A 13,103-nucleotide genomic window follows, 5' to 3' on the forward strand; every position below is an offset into this window, starting at 1 on the left:
ACCAAAGCGCCCTCCTTGCCCTTTCCATCGCTCGCTGATCACAGTAGGCTGGCCGGCTAAAATAAAACGCAGGCCTTAGCCTTCATGGATCAATCCATTCTCTACACCATGGCCGCCGTGCTGGTACTTGGCGTCGGCGCCCAGTGGCTAGCCTGGCGGCTAAAGTTACCGTCGATTCTGCCCTTGCTGGCCCTGGGTATTCTCGCTGGACCGGCAACCGGCCTACTCAATCCCGACGAAATGTTCGGCCCTATTCTCTTTCCCATGGTGTCGCTGGGTGTCGCCCTGGTGTTGTTTGAAGGTGGCATGACGCTCCGGTTTCGGGACATCCGCGGACACGGCGCCGTAGTCACCAACCTCGTTAGCTGGGGCGCAGTACTTAACTGGCTACTGATTGCCGCGGGTGCACACTATTTAGCGGGTCTTTCCGGCGACATAGCAATGCTCTTTGCAGCCTTGATGATCGTAACCGGGCCTACCGTCATTAACCCACTACTTCGCACCATGCGCGCCGAAAACAGTGTCAGTCAGGTGCTCCGCTGGGAAGGCATATTGATCGACCCCGTGGGTGCGCTGTTGGCCGTACTGGTCTTCCAGTACCTGCTCACCGGCCAGAACTCGCTCTTGCTCTTTGCACAGAGCATTGGCGCCGGCACCTTTATGGGTCTGGCGGGTGCTTGGAGTCTGGGATTGGTGCTTCGCCGACATTGGGTGCCCGAGTATCTGCTCAACGTGCTCACCCTTGCCTGGGTGGTCATGGTGTTTGCCGGCAGCGACGCGCTTACCCATGAATCCGGCCTTTTGGCGGTGACCATTATGGGCATCTTGCTGGGTAACATGCGCGACGTCGCAGTGAACGAAATACTCAGCTTTAAAGAGAGCCTCTCGGTCCTGATTATCTCCGTGTTATTTGTGGTCCTTGGCGCCCGGGTAGATCCAGCCGAGATCATCGCCACAGGCTGGCAGGGCGCCATTATTCTGCTCGTGATCCTCGCAGCGCGACCAATCATCGTGTGGCTATCCACCATACGCAGTGGCTACCGTTGGCAACAAAAGGCGCTGATCTCCTGGGTCGCACCTCGGGGCATCGTGGCTGCCGCCGTGTCGTCGCTGTTTGCGATCCGCCTAGAGGAATCTGGGCATGAAGGGGCGTCGACACTGGTCGCCCTAACCTTTTTGGTGATTCTGGCCACGGTACTGTTGCAAAGTCTTAGCGCCCGACGAGTGACCAAGGCATTGGGACTTGCCGAGGCAGAGCCCAATGGCATGCTATTTGTCGGTGCCAACAGTGTGGCCCGAGCGATGGCCAAGGCTCTTCAAGATCAAGGCTACCGTGTGAAAGTGGCCGATACGTCCTACGAAGAAATACGCGCCGCACGCATGGCGGGGCTTGAGGTCTATTACGGCGATCCCATCTCTTCGCATGCGGACCAGTATTTGGAGCTCTCAGGAATAGGACGGCTATTTGCGGTGAGCCGTCGCTCTCGCTGGAACACTCTGGCGTGCATGAAGTTTCGCAGCGAATTTGGTCCCCAAAGAGTGTTCAGCCTTCGCAACAGCGAAGACCGCAAAGACACCGAACGCTCGCGCATTGCCGATGAATACGCGCCGCCGCGTCTCTTCACCTCGGATATCACTTTCGAAAAAATCGCCAGCCTGCTCTCCGGTGGCGCAGAAATGAAAACCATTAGACTGGGCGAAGACTTCAGCCTTGAGGATTACAAGCGGGAAAACGGCGCCCAATTGATACCGCTGTTTAGCCTGGGCGAAAAGCAAAAGCTGCGGGTCATTGACGACCCTGATTATCTCGACAAAAAAACCGGTACGCAGCGCCTCATCGCACTGATTTGGAAAAACAACGACGAAGGAATTCCCGGGAAGTCATCCGGTAGCAAATAGGGGTTTTGGTGCATCACATTCAATGTGATCAGGGGATTGTTTACAGGCGGTGATTGCAGTAGCGTAAGGCTCACCTACTACGAGTAGGAACACATGCAAGCGATCCTCAAGTTGGACCTGGCAGGACAGCCTCGCGGTTGGCTGTCACTGCACGAAGCAATATCCGCCTACGCCCGAGGCGACGTTGTCTACGGCATCGGTGACGTATTACCTCCAGTGTTCGGAGGCGTCCAACGACTCTCCGGCAAACGCTCACGCATCGATCTACAGCCTATTGTTGCGCTCCAGGGGCGTATCGTTCAGGGCTTCACCCCGCCACTTTGCAACCGCACCCTATTTCGTCGAGATGATCATCGCTGCCTGTATTGCGGTAGGCAGCATAGTCGCTCGGAGCTAACCCGTGATCATGTTATGCCTGTGTCCCGCGGCGGCAGCGATCGCTGGGAGAACGTGGTCGCCGCCTGTAAGCGCTGCAACTGGCAAAAGGACAACCTCACGCCCGAAGAGGCCAGCATGCCACTACTGGCAATACCGTTTCGGCCCAATACCTACGAGTGGCATTACCTTGCGAAGGATCGCGTCCTTGCGGACCAGATGGAGTATCTATCCAAGCAGTTTCGAGCACACCGGGACTGGGCCAACTGATTAGCCGCGAAAGTATCGCTGAGGTACCAAGGGCAGCTTACAAACCACTACAGGCAATGCTTTGCCGCGAACATCGACATTCAACTCAGTGTCTAAGGCACCGTAGGCGCTATCAACAAAGGCCATAGCAATAGGCGCATCAACGGTAGCTGCGTAGGCTCCAGAGGTGATCACACCCACCACATCACCGCCGTCATTCAGGACATCCTGCCCCTCTCGGACTGGTCGCTTTCCGAGCACGCGAATACCAATACGTACTCGTGCGGTCCCTTCGCTCAACTCCAGACTTATACGCTCCGCGCCAGGGTAGCCCCCCGCTCGCGCACCACCGGGACGGCGGGCTTTACTGATAGACCAATTCAACTTCGCTTCAATAGGCGTGATAGTTGGCGACAACTCATGACCGTACAAGCAGAGTCCCGACTCCAGTCGCAGCGAATCCCGGGCACCCAGACCCACTGGCGCTGTAGCCTCGTGCGCCAGAAGTTTCCGCGCTAAGGCCTCGGCATGCTCCCCGGCTATGGACAGTTCATAACCATCCTCTCCGGTATATCCCGAGCAGGTAACGTAGACCGGCATGCCTTCCAGTTCGCAATGCACGCCTTGAAGGAACGTCAGGCCTGCGGTTTCTGGCAGCAAGCCACTCAATACCTCTCTAGCTCTTGGTCCCTGCAATGCGAGCAGTCCCTGACCGTCGAGCTCTCTCAAGGTTTGCTCCGGCGTAAGCTGAGACTCTATCCATGCTCGATCCTCGGTTTTGCAGGAGGCATTTACGACGAGGAAGAATGTTTCTGCACCCCAGCGAGTAATGATCAGATCATCTCTCACGCCACCGTCATCGTTCGTAAGCAGCGCATAGCTCTGCCGATGCTCGCCCAATGCCTGCAGATCGACGGGCACGAGAGCTTCCAGGGATTTGGTAATTCCCAGACCCTCGAGAATAAATTGTCCCATGTGCGATACATCAAACAAACCTGCGTGCTCGCGAGTGTGGCGGTGCTCCGCAATGATCCCGTTGCTGTATTGCACCGGCATGTCATAACCCGCAAAAGGCACCATTCGAGCCCCCAATTCTCTGTGCAATGCATCCAGGGGGGTGTGCTTGAGACTCATTTCAGTGCTTCCAATACCAACGTGGTCCGGAACTTTAGCATGCACTCACAGGACTTTGAGCCTTCGTCAGAAGTCGGGATAATGCACCTCCTTGAAAGGAAAGCCTCATGAGCAATATCCGTACACAATTTCAGACCATCAGCCTGATCGGTATGCCCGGCGTCGGCAAAAGCACCGTCGGAGTCATTCTGGCAAAACTGATTGGCTTGGGATTTACCGATACTGATCTCTCGATCCAGGCCCGAGAGGGTAGAACACTGCAAGACATCGTAGATGGCGATGGACACCTGCATCTGCGCAGCATCGAAGAAGCTGTGCTACTGAGCGAGCATGTTCAAGGACAAGTGCTGGCGACCGGCGGCAGCGTGATCTATAGCGAGGCCATCATGAAACGATTGCGTGCGGCAGGGCCGGTGGTGTATATGCGCGCTGACGTAGCAACCCTTGTGCAACGCGTTGCCGCGAATCCTGCACGCGGTATCGCCAGTGGCGCCGATCAAACCTTTGAAGACGTCTACAACGAGCGCACCCCACTGTATGAGCGATTCGCATCGCACACAGTTAATGCCGTTGGCGGCAGTGCGGACGCCATAGCAGCCGTGATCGTACAAGAACTCTACTCCTGAGCCCGCACTACCACCTGGCAACCCACTAACGGACACGTTCGCGACACGCTCCGGTACGTGTCCCTGACTGCGCGGAACGGAGCTTGCGCCTAATAGGTACATCAAAAGCCCCGCGTTTAAGGCATTAGGCGACCAAGCTACTTACGCCGGCACGCTGGCATAGGGTTTGCAAACAAGTTTGGGCGGCCAGCTTTGGACGCATGACGAGGCGCCCGGACACGCGACCCATGGCCCTAGCACAGGGATGTGCAGCGTGAATTCAAGGATGAAATCCGGGATCGCCCGTCAACTTCTCGACAAAATTTGCACTTATTAATCGTAATTTTTCATACAAATCCGATACCTCGATAGATTGACTAGCTCAAAGAGCTGCCGGATATTGAATGTGTGGATGGCTCGTAATTATCAGGAGGTGGTTTGTGGGAGATCGCAATCAGAAATCCGTCCCAGACGGCATGGACGAGTTGTTCGAACCTGTGATCGGGGAGTTTTCGGAAGAGGCCTACGAAGGCCTGAGTACGGACTCTTCGCATAAGCATCAGCTGGCAGAAAAACGTCGGCGTGCGGAGCAGAAAATCGAGGAGTTTCGGCTGCGCGAGGAACTGGGCGATTACGACCTGGAATTAGACGACTACTGAGATAGCGCCCCGCGCTGTAATCGGTATCCGTTATCCCGTTCTGCGATATCTACGCGCGGCTTCAAGCCATTGTCGCAACAATATCCTTACTACTTAGCAAGCTGCGGCTGTAAGTCCTGCGTTTCGCGCTGCCAATCAAACACGTTCAACTCGATGAAGATAAACGCAAATAGCCAGAGGCATGCGTCATAAAAATCGAGAAACTTACCCTCAAACCCCCAGTACACCGCGGCAATAAACAAGGTGGAGTACAGGCAGTATTTGAGATATCGCGTGCCATCTACGACCGCATCGGTAAGGCTGCCTCGCAACTGCAATCGCACTTCGATTTCCAGCACAACGACGACAAGTATCCAGGCCGCCGCGTTGATAACATCGGTCCATGCCAGATATCGCGACAAGCGCAGGGTGTCGGAGTCCGCGACAATATTGAACTCACTGATCCGCAGAGCGGTGTCCGCGACTTTCAGGCAGTTTTGAGCATCCAGAGGTGCGTATTCGTCCAGACGCAATAGCAGTGACCAGTCACCCCCGAGCTGTGCACAACCATTCCAAGCATCCATCACCGTCACCTTGTACAAGGTGATGAGCTCCGCACAGTAACCGGTGAACGCCCAGACAATAGCTGCCCCACAAATTAAACGGGTACCGTGGAGTGCGACTTTTACGAGCCCTTGAATCTTTTCATCATCAAGAACCGAGGTTTCCAGTTCGAACAGCAACAGTAAAATCACCCAGGCGGTGGTATCCAGTGTTGCAGCGAACACCTGCACGTACTGACCCAACGACATGGGTCCCGTGAACGTGTATTCGAGGGAAGCGGACTCCTCCTGAAGAAAGAAGTACACATTACCCAGTAGCAGGAGGTAAGTGAGGTACTTGACGGCTACGAAGAGCCGCCCGCGAAACCCATGACCAAACAAACCGGCGTTCAAGGCCTTACACCTGCAGGAGCAAGTGTTCTCGCTCCCAGGAACTAATCACCCGGTTGAACTCTTCAAACTCATCCAGCTTAACCGCCGTATAAGCGCGCAGGAACAAATCACCAAACAGTTCACGCACAGCGGGCGTACTACCCAGGTTGCGCAAGCCCTCTTCCAGCGTTCGCGCGACCTCCACACTGTCTTCATTGGCGGTACCCTGATGCGGTGCCGAGGGTGTGAGTTTTTCCTGCATGCCCAGCAGACCACTGGCCAGCGATGCCGCAATTGCCAAATAGGGATTCGCGTCCGCGCCGGGGAAGCGGTTTTCGACGCGGGTAGCGGCAAGCTCACTGTGTGGCACTCGAAACGCACAGGTGCGATTGTCCAAACCCCAATTAAGATTAATAGGCGCTGAAATATCCGGCGCCAAACGACGATAGGAATTCACATTTGGCGCATACAGGCTGATCAACTCCGGCGTATAACGCTGAAGTCCCGCGATGTAACTCAACAACGCCGCCGAATGCTCACCATTAGCATCGACAAAAACGTTGTTCCCCGAGGCATCCAGCAAACTCTGATGAATGTGCATGGCACTACCCGGCTCGTTCTTCATAGGTTTGGCCATGAAGGTTGCGTACATATTGTATTTATGGGCGGTCTCTCGGACGGTGCGCTTAAATACGAATACCTGATCGGCGAGGGACAACGGGTCGCCATGACGGAAGTTGATCTCCATCTGCGCCGCGCCGTTCTCGTGAATCAGCGTATCGACATCCAGCTCCTGAGCATCGGCATAGTCGTACATGTCCTCGACAAAATCCTCAAACTCCGCAACAGCATCAATACTGTAAGACAATCGCGCCGTTTCTCGTCGACCACTGCGCCCCACAGGAGGCACCAGCTCGTAGTCCGCATCCTCATTGCGGGCGACCAGATAAAACTCCATCTCCGGCGCGATCACCGGTTTCAGTCCCGCTTCCTCGTAAGCCGCAAGCACTTTTCGCAGTACCGTGCGGGACGCCAGGGGGTGTAGCTCGCCGGCCTGGGTATAGCAGTCGTGAATGATCTGCGCGGTAGGCTCGCGAGCCCAAGGCACCAGGCGCATGGTAGACGCGTCGGGCCGCAGCAACATATCCGTGTCCGTGGGCTCAACAAAGTCCCAGTGTTCGTCGCTGTACTCACCGGTCACGGTTTGCACCAGAATACTTTCAGGAAGGCGGGTGTCCGCATGCGAGATGAATTGGTGCGCCGGGATGAATTTCCCCCGGGCGTTACCTGTCATATCCGGCACCAGGCATTCAATCTCGGAAATTTGCTGTTGCTTGAGCCAGTCTGAGATGATCTTGTGATTCGCTGTCATGCGATGCTTCCTACGTTTTAGCCTCAAGAGTATCGCAGTAGCCCCTTAGACCTAGCAATACCCATAAAGGCTAGTTCCGCTGGGGCTATCAGAGGCTATCGCTAGCCGGCGAGGGCTGCGCTAATATGCAGCGCTACCTATTCTTTATAACGAGTGCCACTCCAGTATATGAGCGAAGAACACGTCCACTCCTGGTACGCGGCTACTACCAATTACCCAAAAAGCTTTCCGGCACTTGCCGGCGACGAACGCAGTGATGTGTGTATTGTTGGCGGTGGTTATACGGGGCTTTCAGCCGCTATTCATCTTCGAAAGCGCGGCTACAGCGTCACGCTGTTAGAGGCCAACCGTCTTGGCTGGGGGGCCTCAGGCCGCAATGGGGGGCATGTAGGCACGGGGCAACGCGCGGATCAGTACACGCTCGAAAAACTAGTGGGCAAGCAGCGCGCGAGAATGCTTTGGGACCTGGGGCTTGAGGGCGTAAGCACTGTTTGCGAACTCATCGACGAGTTCAATATTCAGTGCGAGCTAAAGAAAGGCAATCTCCATGCAGCCTCTACCAAAAAAGCCGCCGCCGAGCTTCGTGAAGAGGTAGACCACCTCCAGGCTATCTACGATTATGGTGATCTGCGGTACGTCGAGACTGATGAGCTTGCACAAATGACCTCTGCGCAAGGCTTCCACGGCGCCATACTTGATACCGCGGCGCGCCACCTTCATCCGCTCAACTACTGTCTGGGCCTTGCACGCGCTGCACAGGAACTGGGCGTCACGCTGTATGAAAACAGTCGCGTCACACGTTATGACGAAAATGCGCATGTGCACGTGCACACAGACGCTGGGCGAGTGGAGTGTGAGCACCTGCTGTTGGCCTGTAATGGCTACCTTGGAAAACTCGAACCCCGGGTCGCCGGGCAGATAATGCCGATCAATAATTACGTGATAGCGACCGAACCCCTGAGCGAGGAAACGGCCCGACGACTCATTCGCGATGACACATCCATGTCCGATTCACGCTTCGTGATCAATTATTGGAAGCTGTCTGCCGACAATAGACTGCTCTTTGGCGGGGGGGAGTCCTATACGTCTCGCTTTCCCAAAGACATTCCCGCTTTCGTCCGACCCTATATGGCGCAGATATATCCGGAGCTGGCGGATACGACCATTGAATATGGCTGGGGCGGCACCCTAGCTATCACCTTAAATCGAATGCCGGCGCTGGGGCGCGTTTCTCCGAGAGTGCTTTATGCTCACGGTTATTCGGGCCACGGTGTGCCCACTGCCACGCTTGCGGGCAAGTTGCTCGCAGAAACGATTGCCGGCACGGCAGAGCGCTTCGATATCATGGCCAATGTGCCCACGCCCAGGTTTCCCGGCGGCACCTTGCTGCGCTGGCCGGGCTTGGTCGCAGGCATGCTGTACTACGCTATGCGCGACCGGCTAGGGTGAAGTCGGTGTCTAGTGCCCTCAAAGTTGTTCCACAAGAGACCTGGCAGGAACAGCTGCAGGGGGCCATTCGTACACCCGCAGATCTAGCCGCTGCAGTTGGTATCTCACTTGAGGCGCTACCCTACTCTCTAGCTGCAGATAACGCCTTCCCATTGCTTGTGCCCAAGGTATTTGCCGCACGCATGGAGCAAGGCAACGCGGCAGACCCCCTGCTGCGACAAGTACTTGCGGCTCACGACGAAACAGAGATCACAGCCGGTTATAGCAATGACCCTCTTGCGGAGACCAGCCTTTATGCTGGAACACCGGGTCTACTCCAAAAATACAGCGGTCGGGCGCTACTCGTGGTCACCGGACAATGCGCTGTGAATTGTCGGTATTGCTTTAGACGCGACTACCCTTATTCAGACAACGCGCAGTCAAGTGCAGAGCGACTCAGCACCATCGATCAGCTACTCGAAGACGCGTCAATTGGAGAGATCATTCTTAGTGGCGGGGACCCCTTGCTACTGCCGGACGAGCAGCTCGCCGCCATTGCCCAGCGCATAGCTCAGCACGAGCGCGACCTTACACTGCGAATTCACACGCGCCTTCCCATCGTAATCCCTGATCGAGTAACAGACACGCTCCTACAGGCTTTGTCCCAGACGACGCTTCGGGTAGTGCTGGTCTTGCACAGCAATCACCCTAATGAAATTGATGAACCCACAGCCGCGGCGCTCAAACGACTACGCAACGCAAACATCACTGTGCTCAATCAGTCCGTCTTACTCGCTGGCGTTAACGACAACGCCCAGGTGCTCGCTACCTTGAGTGATCGGCTCTTCGCTGCGGGAGCACTCCCCTACTACATACATATGCTGGATAAGGTCCGGGGGGCGGCTCATTTTGACGTCCCTGAAGAGCGGTCCCGACAGCTATTGGGTGAACTTAGCGCCCTGCGGCCAGGCTATCTGGTGCCCAAACTTGCGGTAGAGCGTCCTGGCGCTGCGAGTAAACGCCAGCTGGCGCCGATTTACCCCTCCTGACGCCGTGAGGCTGTGCGGTGCGTAACGCAGGCATTGCACACTCCCGCCCTGTTTGCCGGAGCATGAGATAAACTAGCGCTCACGCAAAAAGCCCATCAAGAAAAGGCTAACCATGACCCACGCATTCAAGACTCTGACAATTCTCACTCTGATCGGTTTCTCTGCCCTCACGCAGGCGCAGTCAGATGCGGACAGTACTTCAACAGGCATGTTTGACAGGAAGCACATGCTTTCGGTTGGCATGACCCGCCAATCAACAAGCACTTCGATAAGCGCCACATCAGAGAACTTCGACCCTGTGATAATTGATATGGATGAACTGGGGGTGGGAGAGAGGGACTATTCCTATTTTGTAGACTATCGTTACCGCCTGAAACCCAAATGGTCGATTTTTGCGGGCACCTACCAGTTCTCCGGTAGTGGCGAGAGCGTCACAGAGCGGGACATTAACTACGATGGTATCGAGTTCACAACGGGCTCCGAGCTGAGTAGTGAACTGAACATCGACGTCTATATTCTGGACATTCTCTACACAGTACACCGCAGTGAAAACGTCGAAATAATGTTCGGCGGCGGTATACACGCCTTTGACCTGGGAGCCGAGATTTCCGGTAGCGTGCGCATTGATGATCAGAGCAGCGAAGTTCGGCGAGCAAGCAGCACGCTGCTAGCGCCGGTGCCGAATTTACGCGGAGCGGCAACCTGGTCGCTTAGCGACAAGTTTGGCGTCAGTCTCGTCGCGGGATGGCTATCGGCGGATGTGAATGAATACAGCGGAGACTTCGTTTATGGCCACCTGAGGGGTCATTATCAGATCAGTGATCGATTTGGTGCATCTTTGGGATACCAGATCACCAATATTGATATTAGCCAACAGCGCTCTCGAGGCGAACTAGCCTTTGATACGGATCTGGACGGACCCACGCTGACTCTAACGTACAGCTTCTAGACAAAAATTTTATGGCCTCAAAAATAACAGCAAGCGGTGCTTTGGAACAGGCTGCCCGCTTGGCCAAAAGTGGGAACCTGGATGAGGCCAAGCGTCTCTATGCACAGGTGCTCAGTGCTGAGCCTGGGAACAAAAAGGCAAAGAAAGCGCTAAAGGCATTAATCGGCAGCAGTAACGCGACGCTTAGCGCGGCAGATTTTGACCGTGTAGCGAAGCTGATAAACGCAGGTAAGCTCGATGCCGCGCGCGCAGATATCAACAAACTTTGTCGACTCCACCCAGAACAGCCTGCACTGCACAATCTTCGAGGTGTTGTTCTTAGTCGCCTAGCAGAGCCTGAGCATGCGATAGAAGCCTACAAGGCTGCGCTGACCATAGAGCCCGCGTTCGCCGAGGCACTGAATAATCTCGCCACCGCCTTTACAGACCTGAAGCAGTATAAAGAAGCGCTTGGTTGTTATCAGGAACTGGTCAACCGCGGTGAAGCAGACGCAGAGATTTATGCCAACCTGGCCAAGGCTTTACGCGGCGCGGGACAGGCTGACAACGCATTGAAGGCGCTTCGGCGCTCACTGCAACTGAACCCGCTGTATACCGACGCCTTTAATGACTTGGGCAACCTCCTGAACGATTTAGGCAAGCACGACGATGCAGTCAAGGCCTACGAGAATGCCTTGAGCATTGAGCCCAAGCATCGCAAAGCTCTAATGAATGTGTCTCTCAGCCTCAGCGCCATGAACAAGCACGAAGCAGCGCTCCGCGGTTATCAGGATGTACTTGGGATCGACCCAGTGAATGAAGCTGCGCTTCGCGGTGCCGCCAATACACTGCTTGCGCTAAATCGCGAGCAGGAAGCAAGCGAACATATGCAGCAGCTGTTAAAGCTGCAACCCGATGACAAGACGGCCAAGCATTTACTAGCCGCCATCACCGGACAGAATCTCAGTCATGGCGATGTCGACTATGCTCGGGCCGTGTTTCAGAGCTACGCGGCCAACTTCGAGAAGCATATTACCGAATCACTGGAATACTCGGTCCCCGAGAAGATTCCAACTTTGCTTGAGAAGCTCGATGGCGAGAATGCCTGGTATAGCCAAGCCCTGGACCTGGGCTGTGGCACCGGTTTGGTTGGGTCACAAATTCGGAGCTATTGCGAGCACCTCACTGGAGTCGATGTCGCACCGGCAATGCTCGAAAAGGCAACAGAAAAAGCCCTTTACGATCAGCTAACGATGAGTGATGTCACAACAATGTTGCGTGATGCCGACAGCGGCTACGACCTCATATTGTGTGCTGATGTGCTGATCTATATCGGCGCGCTCGAAGCGGTGTTTCAAGGCGTCGCCAAACGATGTAATCCGGGCGCGCGTTTTGTTCTGAGCACCGAACGGCTAGAAGAGGGTGAGCTCAAGCTCCAAAAGTCAGGGCGCTTCGCGCACTCCAGCGACTACGTACAGCGCTGCGCTAAAGACGTCGGATTAAGTCTTCTTCATCAAGAAGCTATTCCCCTGCGCAAAGAGCGGGGTGAATGGCTGCCGGGTGAATTGTTCGTATTCACACTAGAAGAAACCAACAACGAGTAATCAAGCATGAAGTCACTGAATCGGTTATTGCAGCTTAGTCTTGTAATCACCATCGGTTTGTTAAGTCTCAACGCAAACGCCTTGGAAACAAAAGATCGCGTGGCCATTATCACAGGCAGTAGCTATGGACTCGGGTACGAGTTAGCCCTGCTTGCCCGGGACGAGGGTATGAAACTGGTTCTGGTTGATATGCGTGCAGGGCCATCTCAAGCGCTCGCGGACCAGATTCAAAAAGACGGCGGTGAGGCTATCGTGGTGGAAGCTGACCTTGCAAACGCCAGCGAGCGTCCTCAGATTATCGAGCGTGCAATGGAGGCCTTTGGACGCATTGATTACCTCTTTAACAATGCAGGTTATGCCTACCTGTCGACACTCCAGGATATGACTCTGGAAGAGGCCCATCACAACTTTGAAGTGAACTACTGGGCCTACGCAGACCTGGCTCAGCGTGTTGTCGGTCCCATGCGGGAGGTCGGTGGCGGGGCTATCGTAAACACCGCATCAATTCTGGGGGTGCGCCCATCACCCCCTGGCTATGGCCACTATGGCGCTACCAAGCATGCACTATTGGGTTTGTTCCAATCCGTAGCTAAAGAGCTCGAGGCAGATAACATCAAAGTAATTATCGCAGCCCCTGCAGGAATGAAGACCAACATTGGTAAGCATGCCCAAGGGCCCGCCGTGAATCCGAATGCCGACATGTCGCAGGACTGGGAAGATCCGGCTATCGCTGCCAAGGATATCTTTAATGCACTGGACAGCGATGAGATCGTGATTTACCCGGGCTACATTGGTCGGCAAATGCAGGGCCAATGACTGCCGCAGCCTGAGCATCGCACAAGTCATCTCACTCCATAAATAAGGCGCTTTAAGCGCCCTATTTTATT

At 55.1% G+C, this 13,103-nt stretch carries 12 protein-coding genes; 9 read left to right on the plus strand and 3 right to left on the minus strand.

The window, feature by feature from the left end:
- Positions 1–84: 84 nt before the first annotated feature.
- Together ACI9KD_RS06225 and ACI9KD_RS06230 are read left to right on the plus strand one after the other, a co-directional pair.
- On the plus strand, positions 85–1,899 hold the full coding sequence (locus tag ACI9KD_RS06225) for a cation:proton antiporter (protein ID WP_414980295.1): 1,815 nt from the start codon (positions 85–87) through the stop codon (positions 1,897–1,899).
- A gap of 93 nt (positions 1,900–1,992) precedes the next feature.
- Entirely contained in the window at positions 1,993–2,544 is a 552-nt protein-coding gene (locus tag ACI9KD_RS06230; RefSeq protein WP_414980296.1) for an HNH endonuclease, read from the plus strand.
- Here ACI9KD_RS06230 and gcvT read toward each other — a convergent pair whose 3' ends face one another.
- Positions 2,545–3,657: a glycine cleavage system aminomethyltransferase GcvT gene (gcvT, locus tag ACI9KD_RS06235; RefSeq protein ID WP_414980297.1), complete on the minus strand. Its 1,113-nt coding sequence runs from the start codon at positions 3,655–3,657 to the stop codon at positions 2,545–2,547.
- A 107-nt stretch (positions 3,658–3,764) separates the two neighbouring features.
- Between gcvT and ACI9KD_RS06240 the strand changes: the two genes are divergently transcribed.
- Together ACI9KD_RS06240 and ACI9KD_RS06245 are read left to right on the plus strand one after the other, a co-directional pair.
- Entirely contained in the window at positions 3,765–4,283 is a 519-nt protein-coding gene (locus ACI9KD_RS06240; protein ID WP_414980298.1) for a shikimate kinase, read from the plus strand.
- 419 nt (positions 4,284–4,702) lie between these two features.
- Positions 4,703–4,921, plus strand: coding sequence for a PA3496 family putative envelope integrity protein (locus ACI9KD_RS06245; protein ID WP_414980299.1), 219 nt, complete (start codon positions 4,703–4,705; stop codon positions 4,919–4,921).
- An 89-nt stretch (positions 4,922–5,010) separates the two neighbouring features.
- Here the strand turns inward: ACI9KD_RS06245 and ACI9KD_RS06250 are convergent, their stop codons facing one another.
- The gene (locus ACI9KD_RS06250; RefSeq protein ID WP_414980300.1) at positions 5,011–5,856 is read right to left on the minus strand and encodes a hypothetical protein; all 846 of its coding nucleotides are present in this window, start codon (positions 5,854–5,856) and stop codon (positions 5,011–5,013) included.
- Between the two features lie 4 nt (positions 5,857–5,860).
- Positions 5,861–7,207 (minus strand): glutamine synthetase family protein, encoded by a 1,347-nt coding sequence (locus tag ACI9KD_RS06255; RefSeq protein WP_414980301.1) that lies wholly within the window; start codon positions 7,205–7,207, stop codon positions 5,861–5,863.
- Between the two features lie 168 nt (positions 7,208–7,375).
- Between ACI9KD_RS06255 and ACI9KD_RS06260 the strand changes: the two genes are divergently transcribed.
- From ACI9KD_RS06260 to ACI9KD_RS06280, 5 genes are all read left to right on the plus strand, one after another.
- Positions 7,376–8,656: an NAD(P)/FAD-dependent oxidoreductase gene (locus ACI9KD_RS06260; RefSeq protein ID WP_414980302.1), complete on the plus strand. Its 1,281-nt coding sequence runs from the start codon at positions 7,376–7,378 to the stop codon at positions 8,654–8,656.
- Between the two features lie 5 nt (positions 8,657–8,661).
- Complete coding sequence (epmB, locus tag ACI9KD_RS06265) at positions 8,662–9,684, plus strand: EF-P beta-lysylation protein EpmB (protein WP_414980303.1); 1,023 nt, start codon at positions 8,662–8,664, stop codon at positions 9,682–9,684.
- Positions 9,685–9,796: 112 nt separating this feature from the next.
- Positions 9,797–10,633, plus strand: a complete 837-nt coding sequence (locus tag ACI9KD_RS06270) for a hypothetical protein (RefSeq protein ID WP_414980304.1) — start codon at positions 9,797–9,799, stop codon at positions 10,631–10,633.
- 11 nt (positions 10,634–10,644) lie between these two features.
- Positions 10,645–12,216 (plus strand): tetratricopeptide repeat protein, encoded by a 1,572-nt coding sequence (locus tag ACI9KD_RS06275; protein WP_414980305.1) that lies wholly within the window; start codon positions 10,645–10,647, stop codon positions 12,214–12,216.
- Positions 12,217–12,222: 6 nt separating this feature from the next.
- Positions 12,223–13,032 carry an SDR family NAD(P)-dependent oxidoreductase gene (locus tag ACI9KD_RS06280; protein ID WP_414980306.1) on the plus strand — a complete coding sequence of 270 codons (810 nt, stop codon included), beginning with the start codon at positions 12,223–12,225 and terminating at the stop codon, positions 13,030–13,032.
- The last annotated feature ends 71 nt before the right edge of the window (positions 13,033–13,103 follow it).

It is taken from the genome of Congregibacter sp. (genome assembly GCF_047617445.1).
Classification (GTDB): Bacteria; Pseudomonadota; Gammaproteobacteria; order Pseudomonadales; family Halieaceae; genus Congregibacter.

Coding starts and splice junctions, on each gene's coding strand:
- ACI9KD_RS06280 (WP_414980306.1), top strand. CDS start 12,223: ATGAAGTCACTGAATCGGTTATTGCAGCTTAGTCTTGTAATCACCATC.
- ACI9KD_RS06270 (WP_414980304.1), top strand. CDS start 9,797: ATGACCCACGCATTCAAGACTCTGACAATTCTCACTCTGATCGGTTTC.
- ACI9KD_RS06275 (WP_414980305.1), top strand. CDS start 10,645: ATGGCCTCAAAAATAACAGCAAGCGGTGCTTTGGAACAGGCTGCCCGC.
- ACI9KD_RS06230 (WP_414980296.1), top strand. CDS start 1,993: ATGCAAGCGATCCTCAAGTTGGACCTGGCAGGACAGCCTCGCGGTTGG.
- ACI9KD_RS06260 (WP_414980302.1), top strand. CDS start 7,376: ATGAGCGAAGAACACGTCCACTCCTGGTACGCGGCTACTACCAATTAC.
- gcvT (WP_414980297.1), bottom strand. CDS start 3,657: ATGAGTCTCAAGCACACCCCCCTGGATGCATTGCACAGAGAATTGGGG.
- ACI9KD_RS06255 (WP_414980301.1), bottom strand. CDS start 7,207: ATGACAGCGAATCACAAGATCATCTCAGACTGGCTCAAGCAACAGCAA.
- ACI9KD_RS06240 (WP_414980298.1), top strand. CDS start 3,765: ATGAGCAATATCCGTACACAATTTCAGACCATCAGCCTGATCGGTATG.
- ACI9KD_RS06225 (WP_414980295.1), top strand. CDS start 85: ATGGATCAATCCATTCTCTACACCATGGCCGCCGTGCTGGTACTTGGC.